The organism is Ferroplasma sp., assembly GCF_031200575.1.
Lineage (GTDB): Archaea > Thermoplasmatota > Thermoplasmata > Thermoplasmatales > Thermoplasmataceae > Ferroplasma.
This window is the reverse complement of sequence record NZ_CP133597.1, coordinates 201909-220282: the sequence shown is the minus strand read 5'-3', so window position 1 is coordinate 220282 and position 18374 is coordinate 201909. Positions and strand designations below refer to the sequence as shown.

The window sequence follows — 18374 nt, the reverse complement described above, 5'->3', positions numbered from 1 at the left end:
TTAACATATATAATAAATATGTAATTATGATAACCGATATATGAAACTTCTAGTGATATCTGATGTACATGGAAACTTTGATGCCCTGGAAACACTGGTGAGTCATGAGAAATACGATAAAATGGTTTTCCTGGGGGATGCTGTTGATTACGGGCCGGAACCGGATAAGGTTCTGGATTTCCTGAAAAGCAACAGCGATGTAAATATAATGGGAAATCATGATAATGCAGTTCTTACAGGGGCTTCATGCAACTGTTCTTTCGATATGCTGGAATTGAGCGATTATACCAGGGAAAACATAAGCATGAAACTTTTGAGTAAAACCGATATGGAGTTCTTGAAAACATTTCACCTTAATTATGAACTGGATACAGGAAATGGCCTGGCATATCTGGTACATGCATCTCCATATAACAATCTGGACGGGTATCTCTTTGCAAATGAGGCAGAAAAGGTTTTCCGGGATAAGCAGTTTTTTGATAAGTATAGATACATACTGGTTGGCCACACACATTTTATGATGGTTTACAGGAATAAGATAATAAACCCGGGCAGTGCCGGGCAGCCGAGGGATTTTTCAGGAAAGCCGTCATATGCAGTGATAGATACAGAAAATGAAACAATAACCATGAGAAAATTTAACTACGATCGTGACAGGGTGCTGGTCAAATTGAAAGCACTGATAAAGGACGAAAATATCTATGAAAAATTGAAAAGATATTATGTTTGATTCTTCTTTCTCTGGGATATATTTATAAATGCGATTTAGATTATCGGCAATGAATTACGGTGCCAGAGCTGGTTTGGTACATGCTGCCAGGGCTCTGTATGCCCTTAACTGGATGGACATGGCGCCTGCTCTTGTGTATATAAAGGCATATATGCACCTGACAGTTGTACAGCTGGGTACCCTCGTAACCGCATTTTACATAGGCATAGCGATTTTCCAGGTACTGGGAGGATATCTATCCTCATATATAGGCGATAAGACAACATCCCTGATAGGACTTCTTTTTGTATCAGTTTTTGCCATTATATCAGGGCTTTCAAACAATTTTACAGAACTTATAATTTCAAGGTTTTTCGCAGGAATGTCTGCTGCACTTTTCTTCTCACCGGCACTCAGCCTCCTTGCATCAATAGTACCGGAAAACAAATATGCGTTCCATATAGGGATATATAATGGTGCGTTTAATGTGGGTGGCGGTGTTGGCATAATAGGATGGGCCATTCTTGACCAGTATATGGGATACAGGATCCCATTCATAATAGCAGGTGTAGCCACCATGGCACTTTTCGCTGTTCTTACCATTCTTTTCAGGGATATTAAAAATGTAAAAACAAACAAATCAGACATATTCACCAGTTTTAAGAAGGTATTCTCCAGCAGAACTATAATCCTTATCGCCTTCATAGGAATAGCAGCCATGGTGGCTGAAACCATAATAGGACAGTTTTTTGTATATTACCTGGAATCCATAAATTATTCGGCAGACCTGGCAGGCGGGATATCTGCACTGTATCTCCTAATTGGATTCTTCGGGGGTGTGATAGGCGGCTACCATTTTTCCAGGACCAATCACAAAATAGGAACATTCATGGCTATAAATATAGTACTATCACTGTCCCTGATAGCGATAGGATTTTTGCACAGTTATATACTCATTATAATACTGGCAATAGCCATAGGAATGATAACCGTCTATGGAATGTCCATTACATACACACTTGTCAGGTATCTGGCCCGCAGGGATCTTGTTTCGTTAACCCTGTCATTTGTAAATACACTGCAGCTTCTGGTGGCAGTGGTCGTGCCTGTTGTATTCACTGTTCTGTATTCAGATTATAACTATACAGTTTCATGGATTGCCATGGGAATAATCGGCCTCATATTCCTGCCATTGATATTCCTGGTCAGGGGGAACCTTATAAAGGCTGTACCATCATAGAGGTTTACCAAGCAAACCCTTTGCCCGCAGTACGTTTATTATACCTCCGTTTTCAATGATTTCCATTAGAAATGGCGGTAGCCCCCTGAAGGCAACCGACCTCTGATTAGTTATATCTGTAATTCTACAATTTTCTAGATCTACAGTAATTGTATCCCCCTCATCCACGACATCATGCACGCCACTGGCTTCAATAGCCATAATTCCGGTGTTCACAGCATTTCTCAGGAAAAGGCCATTGACCGATTCTGCAATAATGCAGGATATGCCAAGCTTCTTAAGATTATCCGCAGCCGGCCTGCTTGATCCGGTTCCAAAATTCCTACCCCCTATTATTATATCACCTGCCCCTACCAGAGTGGCCCAGCCTGGGCGATTTGCCTCCATGGCATGAAATGGTTTTTCGGCTTCTGGAAGTGTGTAGCATATCTGCGGATATATTAGGTCAGTGTTAATATCGTCTCCGAAAACCCAGGCTTTTCCTGTTATGTTATTCATTAAGATCACCTTTTATATATCCATAAAGAGCCGATATGGCAACTGTTCTGGCTGATGCAAGGTATATGCTTGCCCTGCTGGACCCCATCCTTCCTTTAAAGTTCCTGGTTGTTGAGCTTATCACAGTATCACCATCACCCACAACCCCCATGTGCCCTCCGAGGCATGCCCCGCAGGTCGGATTTGTTACAAGGCCATTTGCCTCTATAATTGTACTGAGATACCCGAGCCTTTCAGCCTCCATGTATACCTTTCTGGATGCCGGGGTAACTGTAAGGCGGACATTTCTGTTTATCTTTTTACCCCGCAGGACTTCGGCTACATCCCTGATATCTGAAAGCCTTCCATTGGCACAGGAACCGACCACAGCAACATCCACGTTTACCCTTCCCAGTTCAGAAACTGGCTTCACATTGTTTATGATTCGGTCAGGCATGGCCACCATTGGCTCAACAGATTCCATATCTACATGTATCTCATCAAAATATTCCGCATCGCTATCTGGTGTTATTGCACGGTAGTCCCTGACTCCTGCAGAATCCATATAATTTCTTAGAATATCATCCGGAGGAAACACAGCAAATTCAGCACTGAGTTCAGCACACATTGTTGATATCGCACTTCTCTCATCCATTCCCAGTGTTTTTATCCCTGTCCCCGCAAATTCAACATTCTTGCCAGGTATGTCCCCAGTAATAGATGCTATATGGAAAAACACATCTTTGGCCGACGATCCTCTCCTTACGCTTCCATTTAGCTCTGCCTTTAATGTTTCACCGACCATGAACCAGGTCTTTCCTGTCGCTATTATATTCATGAGCTCTGGAGTTCCAAGGCCTCTTCCCAGGGTATTGAACGCACCTGTTGCTATAGTATGTGAGTCTGTATTTGCAATAAGGCTTCCCGGTTTAAACCATCCGAGCTCACCACCAAGCACATGTGAAATTCCTCCTCTTCCAGTATCAAAAAAATCTTTGATTCCCCACCTGGAAACGAGTTTTCGTAATCTGTTCACCCTGTTTGCTATTTCTATGCTGGGTGCAGGAACGTAATGATCGAACACCAGTGATATCTTCTCTGGGTCAAATGGTCTTAAAGGTGGATTTTCTACAAATTCTGGATGGAGCGCAGCCATATCAACTATTATTGCCCTGTCGACCATGACCGTAGCAATATCTCCTGGGGAAATGGTTTTTACAGGTTCTGTTGAATGGTTAAACAGTATCTTTTCTACTATATTCATTGAATGCTCATGCTGTTCTTTTATAAATCAATTACTATTTTAGTATTAAATTTACGAATTATGCATTCATTATATATAAATTTCTAATAGTATTTATTATAATAATTAATGCAAAACTATTCCCATTATTCATACAAATTTTCAGTAAAGGCCGCGAAACGTTGGGTTTTTGGAATCAGCCTGAACATATTGCTAGAACTTAACGGGCAACCGTTATATGCGGCAGTGTTAAATGCCCCTGAAATCCATGAAAACTCTTACTAAACGTAATGATACCCAACGCCATTATTAATTCCCCCTTTTCATATATAAATAATAATATAAAGAATAACACATAAATATTAATGTCGAATTTCGTATTATATGTTAAACTTACATGTAAATAATTTAAATATATCCAAATCAGAATTCAACAAAATACTGCCAATATTCTCATATTCTATTGCCACATTCTTTTTGATGGATTTTGCATTCTTTATAGAGGATATTGTGACGACCCTTCATTTCTCATACATAGAATCATTCATACTTCTGGGGATACCATTCATTGGAAGGATGGTAACGCCATTTGTATATTCATATGCCGGTAGAATCGGGGTACCAAGGCTGGCTTTACTTTCTATTACCATTATGGCCCTGATTTCATTCGGGATGGGATATGAAACGACATTTGCTGAGCTATTTGCAAGCAGGTTCATGATAGGCGTATTTTTCGGCCTTGCAACATCAGCATCCATAGAGGTATCCTCCATAACGGCTGACAGGAAGGTAATAGGGCTGACAATGGGGGGATGGGCCATTGGATGGCTTCTGGGTGCTATTTTTTTCATGGTACTGGGCTCATGGGAACTGGTTTCAATAGCAGGAATTATATTCGCCCCGGCACTATTATTTTCAAGAAAGCATAATGTTATATCACCCATGTTGCAGAAATTCCATTTCAATTTTTCATTAAAAGTGTTTATCATATTCCTTCTCGGATTTACACCTGCATATGTACTGGAAATAGTTCCATCATATCTTGGGCCCTCATCATTTGTAGAGTCGATAGCAGCATATTCTGTTGCCGTATTTGCATACCTGCTCCTGCCGGCAATGATGGCCCGTTTTTCACTGAAAAAAACACTGTTTTCATCGCTGATAATAGTGGGTATCAGTGGAGTATTATTCTTTGCAACACTGAATCTGGCATTTGCCATAATATTCACCATGTTTGGTCTGGGTGTAAATTCCCTGCTTCCAATTATAAGCAGAAACCTCAATGTTGAGGCGGATAAGATTGGACCCAGCATGAATTTCTCTGCAGTGGCAGGATTTATATTCCCTGTCTTCCTGACACTTGGAAATGAAGCATTGAATGCTGCAGTTGCTGTATTCGTTGCAGCATTGTTCCTGTTACTTTTTGTGGCAATAGAATTCGGAAAGCACGGTTCCAGAAATATAAATTTAAAAAAAATATTCACAAACCACTGAAATCAATATTAGATTTTTAAATATATAGAAATATAATCATATTTTTATGTTATCTATATTGTAAGGGTCATCGGCTGCATATGGGTTCTTTGGCTTCTGTTTTTTTATCGCCCCATAGATCATTACAATAAAACCAATTATGCCTATAAAACCCCCTCCGAGGATAAGCGCTGCCATTGTATCAAACTGTGACCCTGTTATATGCCCGTATTCCGGTGGCGTGGATGTGCTATTAAAGTATACATATCTGTATGTCCCCGGTTTTAAATCTATGAAAAGTTCAAGTCCAGCATCGGATTCGCTGGCCTTCTGTTCCTTTGAATTAAGTGCAGTTACATTTTTTACAGAAGAAAGGCTAGAATAGTTCACCAATCCAGAGTTTGATACAGCACCGTCAACCATGACTATATAACCTGATTTCACAGTTATATTGCCGGATACGTTCAATCCAGTTGCCTTAATTTCAGTGTAATGCGTGCTGGATGTACTTTTAAATGAATCCTCAAAATATTCAGTTCCTCCTGCTGCCATGGCAATTCCCACGATAAGCATGGCGATACCGATTACCAGTATCTTTTTATTCATAAGATACATGAGCATTCTTTTTTATTTAATACTTTTGAATTGAATAAATGATTTTTGTTAAACTTTAATTAGCAATATTGCTTAATGTATTATGAAAAAGGACGTTAATGAATATATAAGCAATATAATAAATTCCGGGCCATCGGAGGAAATGTATTTTGAGGCTATACATGATGTATTCAAGGATTTAATTAAGGAGTATATAAGAAAAAAGATAAATGAAGATGACGAACTGAAAAAGCAGATCACTGAGGTCCTGGAGGAATTCATGGAGGCAAAGGTAAAGGAGTATGATTCCCTGGCCAAGATGGCCAAGGTAACTGCAAAGATAGGCATCATGAGTGCACCGTCAGGAGTAAAGCAGGAGGCATTGAACGACTTCATGGACACATTTAGGAAAGAAATAGAAGAAATAATTAAAAGTACATTATGACTCTTTAAAGTCCTTTATGATCTGTGTTTTTGAATTAAGGTCAAAAAGTGTCATTATTGATGGGTTCGGTGAGAAATTCATCATTTTCTGATAGTCTGTCTGGGACTGCCATGTGGAGGCGTTGATGTACCTTACACCCCTGTAATTTCCCTGCGAGAACGAGTGGATATGCCCTGTTATAAATATATCAGGAACTTCTTCGATGACATGGTAATCCCTCTTTGATGGTATTATGGGAGTTTTTCCTCCATATACGGGAGCCAGGTGCCTTCTCTTTAGGAGTTCCTCTATGGCAGATCCAACACTGGCATAACTGGCACCGGGCACCAGTTCTATCATATCATTGAGTGACATCCCGTGATACACGAGAACATTCTTATTTTCAAGGACAAGATTATATGGATTTGGCAGCAGTGTAACATTTGAATTAAAAAAACTCTTTATCTTCTCAGAAAACACAGGCTGTGGCTCCGCAAGCCTTACAATATCATGGTTTCCGGGCATTACAAATATATTAATATCCTCCGGAACCATGTTCACATATTCTGCCAGCTGCTGATACTGTTCATATGGATTTAATATTTCCAGGTCTCTATCCTGCCCTGGATACACGCCTATACCATCCACAACATCCCCGCTCAAGATTAGATATTTCAGCTTGGATGCCTCATCCCTTGATGCCTTTATCCAGGAGATCATTTTAAGAAAGTCATCTTTCCTGAACGTTTTGCTTCCAACATGTATGTCAGATAGGGACGCTACAAACACAGGATCTTTCTTCTGTTCGTCTATCATTTTATATGGTATATCGGGCCTTATAATTTCATCTGCAAAGAGAACCGGTTCCTTTCCATTTGCGCTTACCGATCCTATAACACCGAGAACTTCATCCTCCAGCACCAGCTCGTTATTTAACCCCTTTCCCTTCAAAAGGAAAACTGTTATGCTATCTTCCAGGTCTTCCAGAAGTAGTTTTTTATGTCCATTTTTTGTGCTGCCCACATCTGACACCATACCAACAATCTTTACCTTTCCCTGGGACTTTTTTGCACTTTTGATGGTGTACGTTCCCCTCATTTCTGAAGACTGGGCAACAATTCTCCTCAAACGCTGGTATCTGTCCACGAACATCTCACGAAAGTCCTCCACTGAGCTATGGGCCTTAATGTCCGGCATATATACCTCAAAATCCATTTTTTTACGTTCAGGCTGCCTTATTAATTTTAAAACATCATTTACTGTGAGAAAACCGGCATCCAGGACCTCCTTTGTAACCAGATGTGGAAGCAATTCACCCATGCTGGAATCAAGTATTCTATCAAGGGCATCCTTTGTCACAATGATTCCCTTCTCCTGAAAATACGCAAGTACGCTTCTACGGTCCTCAATCAAATCCATTGTATCATTAATGCATACTTCCATTAATTTTTATTGATTGCCTGGTGAAAGGATTTATTGTTTACGGTTCATCTGTATTTCCAGGTTATATATGGCACGGGCATAGGCGATAAATTCATGAATAATCTTAAATAGTCTATAAGTCTTACTTTTCCATGTTTAAAGAAAAGTTTCAAAATCTAAAAGAAGGCTATACATTCGACGACGTTCTGCTGAAACCATTGCATTCCTCAATAGAGCCGAAAAATGCAAATGTTTCCAGCAGCTTTTCCCGGCACATCAAGGTTGGAATACCCATAATAAGCTCTCCAATGGATACAGTAACAGAAGATCCAATGGCAATAGCCATGGCACGCTATGGTGCACTGGGAGTTATACACAGAAACATGTCTTCCAACGAACAGATAGAAATGATTAAAAAAGTTAAAAAAGAGGAGAGCATAGTAATAAGGGATGTGTTTTCCATTGATCCTGAAACACCTGTAAATGTGGCCAGGACCCTGATGAAAACCAAAAATATAGCCGGGCTCCCGGTAGTTTCTTCAGGCAAACTTATTGGTATTCTGACCAAAAGAGATCTGGAATTCTCAGATTCCAACGGGGCAGTGAAGGATATAATGACCAGGGACGTTATAACTGCGGACCAGAACGTATCCATAGAGGATGCCAAATACATACTATATAAGAACAGGGTTGAAAAACTTCCACTGGTGGATTCCCGTGGAAGATTGATGGGGTTAATCACTGCAAAGGATATCAAGACCCGTGAACAGTTTCCCAATGCCTCACGTGACGAGCAGGGGCAGTTAATGGTCGGTGCTGCCATAGGCGCCTATGATATAGACCGCGCAATAAACCTAGAAAAGGCAGGTTCAGATTTTCTGGTTATAGATACCGCACATGCCCATAACAATAATGTCCTCACATCATTGAAGAAAATAAGGAAGGAAATCAGTATAGATATTGTTGCAGGCAATATAGCGACCGCAGAAGCAGCCGAGGATCTCATATCAATAGGGGTGGATGGACTCCGTGTTGGAATTGGCCCCGGCTCTATATGCACCACGAGAATAGTTGCAGGTGTGGGAGTGCCTCAGCTTACTGCAATATCAGATGTTGCTGATGTGGCTTCAGAATCGGGCATACCTGTCATAGCGGACGGAGGTATACGGTATTCCGGTGATATGATCAAGGCACTGGCAGCTGGAGCATCAACGGTTATGCTAGGCTCACTCCTGGCAGGCACAGAGGAGAGCCCTGGAACAGAAATGATTATCAACGGGAGAAAATACAAGGCATACCGTGGAATGGGATCAATAGGCGCGATTAAGGCTGGCAAATCAGATAGGTATGGCAAACTTGGGGACAGTGAATTCATAGCAGAGGGAGTAGAAGGATCTGTACCATACAGGGGAAAGGTATCAGAAAACCTGTTCCAGTTCATTGGAGGCATAAGGACCGGAATGGGATATCTAGGCGCAGCTAATATACAGGAACTGAGAGAAAAGGCTGTATTTGTAAAAATTACCAACAATGGCCTAAAGGAAAGCCACCCGCACGATATTAGAATTGTTTCAGAACCTCCCAATTATCAGAATTCTGGGATTTACTGAATATAGCATATTTTAAAATTTTTTAAATTTTAATATTTCCTCTGGGGTTATATATTTATAAACATCTTTTATGAAAACTATTTATAACTACCAGCATTTTAGATACATGGACCGGGAGGATATTATAAGGGTACTCCAGAACCGTGAGATGACCCAGGATCAAATAGCCGATGAAATAATTGGCAAGTACACCACCGATGACAGATCCAGGAAGGGTTACCTCAAGATTGGTGCACAGATACTTGTGGAAAATGAACTGGAATTCCTTTTAAATGAAATGGTAGAAAGCCATATACTGGGTATGAAGAGAATAAACAATGGTCTGCTGGAAAAGATATATTATCATATAATCTGAAAATTTCCATGGAATTCACATTGAATTAATTATCATATTTCCAGTACTTCAATATATTATAAAAGAATGAAGTATAATGGACGATTCTTATATTGGAATAGAGGGTTATTCCACCACCACTCCAGGAATCAGGGCCCAAATTAAGTATGATCCAGAAAGTTTCATTGTAAACGAAATACCCATAGAGTTGCCACAAAAGCCTGACGGGAAATATACTGTGCTGAAAATAAGGCTAACAAACTGGGATACCAATAAATTTCTTATGCACCTGGCGGATAGGTTACATATAAGCAATAAGCGCATAACCTATGCTGGAACAAAGGACAAACTTGGGATCACAACACAGTATTTCTGTATAAACTTACCTGCCGGACAGGATATTGGGGAAATACACATAAAGGACGCTGAGATTTTATCCTGTTTCCGAACGGATCGTATGATCAAACTTGGAGACCTCATGGGAAATCAATTTATAATAGGGATAAAATCCGATGATAGTATTGAAGAAAAAATAAATAATACAGTAAAACAAATCATGGAAAACAGGGGATTCCCTAATTTCTACGGAGTCCAGCGTTTTGGCAGCATACGGGCAAACACCCACAGGATTGGCAAATTGATTTTACAGAATAAATATGCAGAGGCTGTAAAACTCTATATATACGATCCTGAGTTTGATGTTGAGGATTATAGAAAGCATTTTGGAGAAACGGAAGATGCAGAACTTGCATTGAAGGAATTCCCGGAATATTTAACCTTTGAACGATCACTACTTGGGTATATTGCCCGTGAAAAAAAATATGATAATGCATTCAGTGTTTTTCCCAGAAATCTCTCAATCCTTTTTATACATGCATATCAGTCATATCTTTTTAACAGAATACTCAGTGCAAGGATGAAATTAACGGGGAGCATGTACAGTGTTATGGAGGGAGACCTGCTGTACTCTGTGGATTCTTACTGCAATCCTGATAAACGTGAATTAATAAGGGCCACAAAGTATAATATAGATAAGCTGAACAGGCTTTCTGAAGAGGGCAGAATAAGGACAGCCCTGCCTTTGATAGGCTATAATACGGAAATGTCAGGCGGTGTTGAAGGAGAAATAGAATCGCATGTTATGGAATCAGAAATGATTTCCACAGAAGATTTTGATATTTCTTCCAATCAAAAACTGGGTTCATCCGGGGATTACAGGGTAATGTCTGTCCTGCCACTTAATTTTATGGTTCTGGAAAAAAATAGGGTTAATTTTTCCCTGGGGAGGGGTATATACGCCACCTCCCTTTTACGGGAGATAATAAAAGGTAATTTATATTAATCCAACTTTCTGGAGTTCCTTTTTAACCTTTATCACAGCCTGTTCTATTTCACTTTCTTCCTTGGCGCCGGTACATACAACCTTGCCTGATCCGAATAGAAGAAGCACGACCTTTGGCTCCTCCACCCTGTATACAAGCCCCGGGAACTGTTCCGGTTCATATTCTACATTTTCAAGTCCAAGGGACATTGCTATATCTGTAAGATTAAGGTCAGATTCCAAATCGTATACGGCAACAATGTTTTGAACAATTATGTCCGGGTTATCATACACATCGATCTTTGCCTTCTTAAGCTTATCAATAATGATATCTATTGTTTTTTTAACATTTTCAAGGTTTTTAGCCCCGGTGCAGTTAACCTTCCCGCTCCTGAAAATAAGCACAGCCGTCTTCGGATCCTTTAATCTGTATATCAATCCCGGGAACTGTTCCGGTTCATATTCTGATCCCTCAAGTGCCAGTGCAATTTTGCTTAAATCCAGATGTTCTGCAAGTGAGGTTGATGCAACTATGTTTTCAATTGTTATCTTTTCCATTTCGCTCATATTGATCAGTATGTTTATATTTAAAGGGTATATAAAGGTTTTAATTTTGCTTAAATAATTTTGCCTGTTCCTTTTAATACATATTTAACTGTTCCTTTGCATAGTCTGTCATCATTTCAGGATTCCACTGCGGGTCCCAGACAAGCTCTATATCTGCTGCCTCTACATTGGCAAGGTTCTCCACACATTTCTGTGCCTCTGAGAGAATCCATGGAGTCACCGGGCATGTTGGTGCTGTCATTGTCATTTTTATGTAAACCCTGTTTTTATCAGTAATCTCCACATCGTATACCAGTCCCAGGTTTACCACATCCATACCTATCTCAGGATCTGATACCTCTTTTAATGCCTCGAGTACTTCCTCTTTTGTTACCATAATATAATCAATGTTAAATGTGTATTTAAACATTATTTAGTGTTTTAATTCCTAATACATCTTATTAAATATTATAATCGAATAAAAAATCCTTTATTAACCATTATTAATTTCATATGCATGGGTTTAAAGGGAGACATTGCTTTGTTCATGATTATGGCAATCTCATGGGGCCTGAATTACCCGGTGATAAAAATAGCATTGAATTATACAACACCATTCGCCCTTTTGTTTTATAGAATCTTATTTTCGTTCATTTTTATTTATATAATATTCAGGCCAAAACTCCATTTAAAATTATCACGTAATGATATTATCCCGCTTATAATACTATCCCTTCTTGACGTACTTATATGGATGGAACTCTGGTTTGTTGCTGAGACAACCATTTCTGCATCACTTACCTCCATACTCATATACACCTATCCAATAATATCAACATTAATGGCTATAATATTCCTTGGTGAGCATTATAACAGATATGTGTTTCTGGGTATAGCCCTAGGTTTCGGAGGAATACTTGTTATATTCTCCAATTCTCTCAGGGTCGGTGTGAAGCCCGGAATTGTCATAGCAATTCTTGCTGCCATTATGTGGGCAGCTGGAACTATATATTACATGAAATACCACACAAAGCGTGACAGGGAAACAACAAATTTCTATCAGTTTGCATTTGCAGTTCTGCCGGCAATGCTTATAGCAGGTATTGCAAATCCATCTGTCAAAACTTTCCAGTTAACACCATTGCTTACAGGTCTTATATTGATAACTGCTATTCCTGGCACTGCAGTGGCATACTATGCGTTTCTACATTTAAACAGGAAATACGGGGTCTCAACAATATCATCATTTTTATTTATTGTTCCGGCACTCTCTGTATTATTCAGTCTTGTCATACTTAATGAAATACCAACAATTCTGGAAATAGTAGGCCTAATAATGGTTGCCGCGGGCATATTTTTCTCGGCAAAGGGAACGAGGACTAAAAGCCCATCAAAACAGTCTCATGGAGAAAACTCTCTTTCATAGATATCGGGGCGCATTCTTGGTATAAACGCATTCCTGACAGCCTCAAAAATTAATTTACTTCTAGTGACCATACTATCTGAAATCAGGCCGGATATACCATCACCGTGCCCGATTTTTTTGATACCATACATATTTTCTATAAACTGGTTTGTGCTTTTTCCGGACTTGATTGCATCTATGACTGCTGCAGGCATTTCAAAGCCGGATCCAAATCCGGTGGTTATATAACTGTATCTGTCAATTATGGCACAGTAATGCAAATCATAATAAGTGTCGTTTATCCTGTTGTAAAAGATCCCGGATTCTATCCCGATTGAGTAGTCATTATCCTTCAAACCGTACATCGCCCTTGTGGTGGCATATCTCATGGTATCTTCTCCGAATGGCTGCTCGCTATCTGTTCTGTAATCCGTATTTTGTATTAATGTATAATTTTTCATAATGGTTTTTACAAACTCTCCCGCAGCACTCATTTTTAAGCCGTTACATGTAGAAATTGCTATTTTAACGGGAACTCGTCTTCTGCCTGTTCTGGTCAATTCCCCATCAAGAATACGGGAGGAACTTATTGGAAAAAGATCCTCAGCAAGTACATATGGTATTCTAATTACATTTAAGGGCTCCTTTCCCGCTGCAATGCGTTTTTCATTTATCCTTCTGGCGCTGTGATAAGTTTCTGGAGAAACAACGAGATTTGCTTTCTCAACATCCAGGGTATTACCAAATGCAGAGTCAAGAGGATGTATTTCGTAGTTGTCTGTTAATTTCCCCATGAATTTTTTAACACTGGCGAACCTTCTACTATATGAAACAGTCCTTTCCTTATGAGATTTTACATATGCATCGGATGTAACACCTATAATGACCCTTTCACCTGTCCTGTATGCTGCCCGGAGCAATTCCTCATGCCCCCTGTGAAAACTGTTGAATGTACCACCTACAAGCGTTACCATAAAAAGTTAATAAGGAATTGTTATAAAATATTATTCAGAGTGACTGCTTTTCTTCCTTTATTGTTTTAGCAAGTCTTTTTACTCCTTCCTTTATATCCTCGTCACTGGAATATGTAAAATTGAGCCTCATTGTATTAAGTTCAGGTTCGTTGTGATAAAACGCAGACCCTGTAACATATGCAATTTTATTGTTTATTGCACGTTTGAGCATTTTCAGTGCGTCTATGTCCTTGCTTAATTTTACCCACAGAAACATTCCGCCGTCGGGCCTGGACCATGTTGCATCCTCCATTTCATCATCCAGTGCCTCCAGCATTATATCCCTCTTTCTCCTGTAGAGATCTATAGTTTTTGGAATCTGCCTGTATATTATGCCCTTTCTGATATATTCATAGGCAATATACTGGGATAACGAATTTGTTGCAAGGTCCATGGCCTGTTTAAGTTTATCAAATTCCTGAAGCACTTCTGTCTGTGACACTGTAAATCCGGTCCTTAGCCCGGGAGCCATAATCTTGGAAAACGTGCCCAGGTATGACACCATATCATTTTTATCAAGGCTCTTCAGTGTCGGTATTTTCTGGCCTGAATACCTTAAATCTCCGTATGGATTATCCTCTATTATTGGGACATTATACTGCTCTGCAAGCTCCAGAAGGTATTTTCTCCTATCCAGGGTCATGGTATACCCTGCAGGATTCTGGAATGTTGGTATGGTGTATATGAATCTGGGCTTTATTCCCCTGGATTTAAGATCCTTGAGCCTTACCTCCAGGTCACTGACTATCATTCCCTGATCATCGAGCCCAACAGATACCGATTTTACCTGGCTCGCATTGAGCGATGAAAGCATGCCAACATATGTTGGGGCTTCGGTTATTACATAATCTCCTGGATTTGCGAATATCATAGGCAGTGCGTACAGTGCCTGCTGAGATCCGGTGGTAAGCATGATATTTTCGGGCTTTACATTTATGTTCTCATCCCTTTTCAGATACTCAACCAGTTGCTCTTTAAGCTCTGAAAGGCCTTCAGTTTCACCGTACTGCAGTGCTGAAGAAGCATAGTTTTCCATTATGTCATCCAGTATTGACTTTAATTCCTGTGTAGGGAAACTTTCCGGATTCGGTAGCCCGCCACCGAAAGATATCATTCCAGGAACATGCGCATATTTTAAAAGCTCCCTGATTTCAGAGGACTTCAAATTTTTCATGTTGTCAGAAAATTCAAATTTCATAACATCCAATCATTACGAAATATTTAAAGTTCATTATGATATAATAAATGCTGGCTACTAGGTGTGCTAGGCCATAAAATACTATCTGATATAATCGGGATTCTGTAACTTCTAGTTTAACTGTGGAGATATTTAACCTGAACGATGGAACCCCCTAAGCTGTCCGGAAGGAAAAGTAACATTGCACATTATTTATTGTAGAAAACAAATATTCCAATAAATATATGTAGTTAAATAAAAAAATATTTTATAATAGGTATTAATTCAATCCATGATGGCTCAAAAGCTAATATGGAAGGTTACTGTTACGGGCAAAAAAAATTCAGGAAAAAGCTCTATTGTATCAGAGGCGGTATACAGTACAGCAACCCCAATAAACAGCAAGGGCTTTGTAAGGAAAAAGGTAAATATTAATTTCATGTCCAGTGAATATGACATAGATCTCTTATTTCTTGAAATGCCTTACGAGACCCTTAATGAGAAATTTCTTTCTAAATCAACCTTTGTCCTCCTTGTTGTTGATATAACAGATACAGAAAGCCTTCAGGATGCCAGGGAATTTCTTAGTGAATATAACGATGAAATGGAAATATTTATCATAGCAACAAAAGCGGACATGAGATACGCATCCCAGTTCTGGGAACCGGAAATCTCTCAACTGGCAGATGAATATGGCGTGGTGTATTTTATTTACAGTAACAGGGACGATTTTTCCAGCATTTTAAAGGAAATTATTGGATACGCCCTGGCAAAAATTTATAATCCCGGTAAATAATACGATGCAATGGACATAATATGCAATAATATTCATTTTCAGTTTTCAGGCATGGATGCATCACAGATATTAAATAGGTATCACACCGGAAAAATATCTGGCGATAAAATGTTTCTAGAACCATGCGAGTCCATATACCTGTGCATGAAAGGCAAGATATCTCCCGTTGAAAAAATGGGCATGTCCGAGATTATTTCCAGTGTATTCCATGATGATCTGTATATATACTATGTATATTCTGTATTGAAATCCAAGGGTTTCATAGTTAAGAGGGATGGTAACAGGTTTTATTACCGGAGGGTTGGAGAAAATTTCGGCATTCCAGTTATACTGATCAAAGAGGGAGACGTAATTGGTTTTTCCACTTTATATGTGGATTCTCCTGCAATTTTCATTACCGTTGATGAGGAAAAAAGCATAACATATTTCAGGGCAACTCCTGTTGACCCCTCAGGCAACATCAGGTCTCATGTGGTAAAGGGAAGTGTTGGGAAACTAAATAATGTTTATTACACAGTAAACCCGGAACCTGAGTGGTTCGGCCAGGATTTCATGGGTGCCAGGATATTAAATAGATTTGAATCTGCGTATATACTGGATGAAATACATTCAGATGAGGATCTGCTTTACAGGGATCTTGTGGACAGGAATTTCATAGTAAAAAGTGGTTTCAAATACGGGCAGAATTTCAGGATTTATTCTGATTCCATGAACGACCATGCAGAATTTCTGGTGAGCCTCATGAAATGCGATGAATGGTATAAAATAAGCAGGGCCATACGGCTATCAGTTAGTGTAAGAAAGAAAACACTTCTTGCAGGCTTTATTGGAACTAAATTAAAATACCTCTACATAGAGAGGTTGAGGGACATTTAAATCTGTACCTCAAAATCATCTATTTTTGATTTCATTTCGTCGTAGGATTTTATATCTCCCCTGTTCTTTAAAATTTCCCTGGAAAGTAGCCAGTAAATGACTGCAAGGGACATTCTTCCCTTGTTATTCGTTGGTATTATCAAATCTACAAAATCTGTTTTGTTATTGGCATCACACAGGGCAATTACAGGTATCCCTATCCTTATTGCCTCCTTCATAGCCTGTGTATCGGCCAGTGGGTCCGTTATCAGTATAACCTTGGCATCATAGTATGTTTTGAGATTCGGGTTTGTAAGTGTACCAGGGATAAATCTGCCTATTATAGAACTAGAACCAACTATTTCAGAAAATTTCGCAACAGGTTTAAATGCATACTGCCTCTGGGCAACCACCAGTATCTGGTCGGGTCTGAATCTCGATAGCATTTTACCTGCCTCTATGAGTGCATGGTTAGTCTTTTTTATATCGAGTATATATAAACCATCGTTCCTGATTTTGAATATGTAATTATCCATATCCTTTGATTTTACCTGTGTTCCTATATGGACACCGGATTTCTGATATTCCTCCTCCGGTATTAGTAACTGCTCTTCCATCATAATTATTACCTTTTTTATTGAATTATAAATTATTATATAATTATTCCCATTCTATAGTTGCGGGAGGTTTATCCGTTATATCGTACACAACCCTGTTTATTTCCGGAATTTCATCCGTAATTCTTACAGATATGTCAGATAGGAGCTCCCAGTCCGGCCTGGAAAATGTGCCTGTCATCCCATCCAGAGTATCAATCATTCTAATGGCCACAGTTTCCCCGTAGGTTCTCTGGTCACCGTGCACACCTGTTGATTTTACAGATAGGAGGACACAGAAATACTGCCATGGCTTCTCCCCAGCATATTTCTCATTTATTGACGTTTCAAGTATATCTGTTGCCCTTTTTAATATATCAAGCCTGTACTCTGTTACCTCCCCAATAATCCTAATAGCAAGTCCCGGACCCGGAAATGGCATAACCTCGGGCAATCCGAAATATCTGGAAATTTCTCTGACCTCATCCTTGTAAAGGTCCCTTAAAGGCTCAATAAGTTTGAATCCCAGATTCTCAGGAAGCCCACCCACATTATGATGGCTCTTTATTGTATCCCTGGATTGCCCGCCGCTCTCTATCCAGTCAGGGGCTATGGTTCCCTGGAGTAGATACGTTGCGCCGTAGGAAACAGCTTCCTGATGAAAAACATCAATGAATGTTTTTCCTATAATCTTCCTCTTTGTTTCCGGGTCTGTTACACCTTTCAGATTCTCCAGAAAAATCTTCTTTGCATCAATCAACTTATATGGTATCCTGAATTTTTCAAAGAGGGATTTGACCCTTTCCACCTCATTCAACCTCAGAAGCCCGGTGTCAACGAAAACAATCTCAATGTTTTTAATAGGGGCCGCTATCATTGAAAGCAATGTGCTGTCCTGTCCACCTGAACATGCAAGAATGCCCTTTCCATGCAGGTTTGATATGATCATTTCCCTGCTCTCAGCCACAAATTTTTCAGCGTCCATATCACGTAATAAAATTATATTATTAATCCTTATACATATCAATAAAGAATAGTATGTTTTATATCTGCATATATTATCTTAATGCAGATGAATATACTAAAACGTATTATCATAAAATTAGGCCGGTTTTTCAGTTCAAATGTGTTTAAAACCG

General features: G+C 39.4%; 20 protein-coding genes. 10 read left to right on the top strand and 10 right to left on the bottom strand.

The window, feature by feature from the left end; all coding sequences use genetic code 11:
* Nucleotides 1-40 precede the first annotated feature (40 nt).
* Nucleotides 41-730: a metallophosphoesterase family protein gene (locus RE471_RS01240; RefSeq protein ID WP_309214950.1), complete on the top strand. Its 690-nt coding sequence runs from the start codon at nucleotides 41-43 to the stop codon at nucleotides 728-730.
* 49 nt (nucleotides 731-779) lie between these two features.
* Nucleotides 780-1949, top strand: coding sequence for an MFS transporter (locus RE471_RS01235; RefSeq protein ID WP_309214949.1), 1170 nt, complete (start codon nucleotides 780-782; stop codon nucleotides 1947-1949).
* On the opposite strand, the gene RE471_RS01230 is transcribed toward RE471_RS01235, so the two are convergent.
* Nucleotides 1944-2447: a 3-isopropylmalate dehydratase gene (locus RE471_RS01230; RefSeq protein ID WP_309214948.1), complete on the bottom strand. Its 504-nt coding sequence runs from the start codon at nucleotides 2445-2447 to the stop codon at nucleotides 1944-1946. The genes RE471_RS01235 and RE471_RS01230 overlap by 6 nt on opposite strands.
* Nucleotides 2440-3690, bottom strand: a complete 1251-nt coding sequence (locus RE471_RS01225; RefSeq protein WP_309214947.1) for an aconitase/3-isopropylmalate dehydratase large subunit family protein — start codon at nucleotides 3688-3690, stop codon at nucleotides 2440-2442. Before RE471_RS01225 ends, RE471_RS01230 begins: the two co-directional genes overlap by 8 nt.
* 363 nt (nucleotides 3691-4053) lie before the next feature.
* Between RE471_RS01225 and RE471_RS01220 the strand changes: the two genes are divergently transcribed.
* Entirely contained in the window at nucleotides 4054-5163 is a 1110-nt protein-coding gene (locus RE471_RS01220) for an MFS transporter (RefSeq protein WP_309214946.1), read from the top strand.
* A 36-nt stretch (nucleotides 5164-5199) separates the two neighbouring features.
* Here the strand turns inward: RE471_RS01220 and RE471_RS01215 are convergent, their stop codons facing one another.
* Nucleotides 5200-5748 (bottom strand): hypothetical protein, encoded by a 549-nt coding sequence (locus RE471_RS01215; protein WP_309214945.1) that lies wholly within the window; start codon nucleotides 5746-5748, stop codon nucleotides 5200-5202.
* Nucleotides 5749-5839: 91 nt separating this feature from the next.
* Between RE471_RS01215 and RE471_RS01210 the strand changes: the two genes are divergently transcribed.
* Nucleotides 5840-6181 carry a nitrite reductase gene (locus tag RE471_RS01210; RefSeq protein WP_309214944.1) on the top strand — a complete coding sequence of 114 codons (342 nt, stop codon included), beginning with the start codon at nucleotides 5840-5842 and terminating at the stop codon, nucleotides 6179-6181.
* Here RE471_RS01210 and RE471_RS01205 read toward each other — a convergent pair.
* Entirely contained in the window at nucleotides 6176-7579 is a 1404-nt protein-coding gene (locus RE471_RS01205) for a DNA-directed DNA polymerase II small subunit (RefSeq protein ID WP_309214943.1), read from the bottom strand. The genes RE471_RS01210 and RE471_RS01205 overlap by 6 nt on opposite strands.
* 155 nt (nucleotides 7580-7734) lie before the next feature.
* On the opposite strand from RE471_RS01205, the gene guaB reads away from it, so the two are divergent.
* From guaB to truD, 3 genes are all read left to right on the top strand, one after another.
* Nucleotides 7735-9192 carry an IMP dehydrogenase gene (guaB, locus tag RE471_RS01200; RefSeq protein WP_309214942.1) on the top strand — a complete coding sequence of 486 codons (1458 nt, stop codon included), beginning with the start codon at nucleotides 7735-7737 and terminating at the stop codon, nucleotides 9190-9192.
* A 106-nt stretch (nucleotides 9193-9298) separates the two neighbouring features.
* Nucleotides 9299-9547: a hypothetical protein gene (locus RE471_RS01195; RefSeq protein ID WP_309214941.1), complete on the top strand. Its 249-nt coding sequence runs from the start codon at nucleotides 9299-9301 to the stop codon at nucleotides 9545-9547.
* 76 nt (nucleotides 9548-9623) lie between these two features.
* Entirely contained in the window at nucleotides 9624-10868 is a 1245-nt protein-coding gene (gene truD / locus RE471_RS01190; protein ID WP_309214940.1) for a tRNA pseudouridine(13) synthase TruD, read from the top strand.
* Here the strand turns inward: truD and RE471_RS01185 are convergent.
* Together RE471_RS01185 and RE471_RS01180 are read right to left on the bottom strand one after the other, a co-directional pair.
* Nucleotides 10860-11414, bottom strand: coding sequence for a TATA-box-binding protein (locus RE471_RS01185; RefSeq protein WP_309214939.1), 555 nt, complete (start codon nucleotides 11412-11414; stop codon nucleotides 10860-10862). The genes truD and RE471_RS01185 overlap by 9 nt on opposite strands.
* Nucleotides 11415-11487: 73 nt before the next feature.
* Nucleotides 11488-11790 (bottom strand): metal-sulfur cluster assembly factor, encoded by a 303-nt coding sequence (locus RE471_RS01180; protein ID WP_309214938.1) that lies wholly within the window; start codon nucleotides 11788-11790, stop codon nucleotides 11488-11490.
* Between the two features lie 120 nt (nucleotides 11791-11910).
* On the opposite strand from RE471_RS01180, the gene RE471_RS01175 reads away from it, so the two are divergent.
* Nucleotides 11911-12819 carry a DMT family transporter gene (locus RE471_RS01175; protein ID WP_309214937.1) on the top strand — a complete coding sequence of 303 codons (909 nt, stop codon included), beginning with the start codon at nucleotides 11911-11913 and terminating at the stop codon, nucleotides 12817-12819.
* Here RE471_RS01175 and RE471_RS01170 read toward each other — a convergent pair.
* Nucleotides 12795-13772, bottom strand: a complete 978-nt coding sequence (locus RE471_RS01170) for a pantetheine-phosphate adenylyltransferase (protein ID WP_309214936.1) — start codon at nucleotides 13770-13772, stop codon at nucleotides 12795-12797. The two genes, RE471_RS01175 and RE471_RS01170, sit on opposite strands and share 25 nt — an antisense overlap.
* Before the next feature lie 34 nt (nucleotides 13773-13806).
* Nucleotides 13807-15009: a PLP-dependent aminotransferase family protein gene (locus RE471_RS01165; RefSeq protein WP_309214935.1), complete on the bottom strand. Its 1203-nt coding sequence runs from the start codon at nucleotides 15007-15009 to the stop codon at nucleotides 13807-13809.
* Nucleotides 15010-15280: 271 nt separating this feature from the next.
* On the opposite strand from RE471_RS01165, the gene RE471_RS01160 reads away from it, so the two are divergent.
* Both RE471_RS01160 and RE471_RS01155 read left to right on the top strand, forming a co-directional pair.
* The gene (locus RE471_RS01160; RefSeq protein ID WP_309214934.1) at nucleotides 15281-15784 is read left to right on the top strand and encodes a GTPase domain-containing protein; all 504 of its coding nucleotides are present in this window, start codon (nucleotides 15281-15283) and stop codon (nucleotides 15782-15784) included.
* Between the two features lie 9 nt (nucleotides 15785-15793).
* Nucleotides 15794-16660 (top strand): hypothetical protein, encoded by an 867-nt coding sequence (locus RE471_RS01155; RefSeq protein WP_309214933.1) that lies wholly within the window; start codon nucleotides 15794-15796, stop codon nucleotides 16658-16660.
* On the opposite strand, the gene rpsB is transcribed toward RE471_RS01155, so the two are convergent.
* Both rpsB and guaA read right to left on the bottom strand, forming a co-directional pair.
* Nucleotides 16657-17256, bottom strand: coding sequence for a 30S ribosomal protein S2 (gene rpsB, locus RE471_RS01150; protein WP_375379266.1), 600 nt, complete (start codon nucleotides 17254-17256; stop codon nucleotides 16657-16659). The two genes, RE471_RS01155 and rpsB, sit on opposite strands and share 4 nt — an antisense overlap.
* A gap of 43 nt (nucleotides 17257-17299) precedes the next feature.
* Complete coding sequence (gene guaA / locus RE471_RS01145) at nucleotides 17300-18220, bottom strand: glutamine-hydrolyzing GMP synthase (RefSeq protein ID WP_309214931.1); 921 nt, start codon at nucleotides 18218-18220, stop codon at nucleotides 17300-17302.
* Between the last annotated feature and the right edge of the window lie 154 nt (nucleotides 18221-18374).

Coding starts and splice junctions, on each gene's coding strand:
- RE471_RS01185 (WP_309214939.1), bottom strand. CDS start 11,414: ATGAGCGAAATGGAAAAGATAACAATTGAAAACATAGTTGCATCAACC.
- guaB (WP_309214942.1), top strand. CDS start 7,735: ATGTTTAAAGAAAAGTTTCAAAATCTAAAAGAAGGCTATACATTCGAC.
- RE471_RS01240 (WP_309214950.1), top strand. CDS start 41: ATGAAACTTCTAGTGATATCTGATGTACATGGAAACTTTGATGCCCTG.
- RE471_RS01170 (WP_309214936.1), bottom strand. CDS start 13,772: ATGGTAACGCTTGTAGGTGGTACATTCAACAGTTTTCACAGGGGGCAT.
- RE471_RS01230 (WP_309214948.1), bottom strand. CDS start 2,447: ATGAATAACATAACAGGAAAAGCCTGGGTTTTCGGAGACGATATTAAC.
- RE471_RS01225 (WP_309214947.1), bottom strand. CDS start 3,690: ATGAATATAGTAGAAAAGATACTGTTTAACCATTCAACAGAACCTGTA.
- RE471_RS01180 (WP_309214938.1), bottom strand. CDS start 11,790: ATGGTAACAAAAGAGGAAGTACTCGAGGCATTAAAAGAGGTATCAGAT.
- RE471_RS01220 (WP_309214946.1), top strand. CDS start 4,054: ATGTTAAACTTACATGTAAATAATTTAAATATATCCAAATCAGAATTC.
- RE471_RS01155 (WP_309214933.1), top strand. CDS start 15,794: ATGGACATAATATGCAATAATATTCATTTTCAGTTTTCAGGCATGGAT.
- truD (WP_309214940.1), top strand. CDS start 9,624: ATGGACGATTCTTATATTGGAATAGAGGGTTATTCCACCACCACTCCA.
- RE471_RS01235 (WP_309214949.1), top strand. CDS start 780: ATGAATTACGGTGCCAGAGCTGGTTTGGTACATGCTGCCAGGGCTCTG.
- RE471_RS01215 (WP_309214945.1), bottom strand. CDS start 5,748: ATGAATAAAAAGATACTGGTAATCGGTATCGCCATGCTTATCGTGGGA.
- RE471_RS01160 (WP_309214934.1), top strand. CDS start 15,281: ATGATGGCTCAAAAGCTAATATGGAAGGTTACTGTTACGGGCAAAAAA.
- rpsB (WP_375379266.1), bottom strand. CDS start 17,256: ATGGAAGAGCAGTTACTAATACCGGAGGAGGAATATCAGAAATCCGGT.
- RE471_RS01175 (WP_309214937.1), top strand. CDS start 11,911: ATGGGTTTAAAGGGAGACATTGCTTTGTTCATGATTATGGCAATCTCA.
- RE471_RS01205 (WP_309214943.1), bottom strand. CDS start 7,579: ATGGATTTGATTGAGGACCGTAGAAGCGTACTTGCGTATTTTCAGGAG.
- RE471_RS01210 (WP_309214944.1), top strand. CDS start 5,840: ATGAAAAAGGACGTTAATGAATATATAAGCAATATAATAAATTCCGGG.
- RE471_RS01165 (WP_309214935.1), bottom strand. CDS start 15,009: ATGAAATTTGAATTTTCTGACAACATGAAAAATTTGAAGTCCTCTGAA.
- guaA (WP_309214931.1), bottom strand. CDS start 18,220: ATGGACGCTGAAAAATTTGTGGCTGAGAGCAGGGAAATGATCATATCA.
- RE471_RS01195 (WP_309214941.1), top strand. CDS start 9,299: ATGGACCGGGAGGATATTATAAGGGTACTCCAGAACCGTGAGATGACC.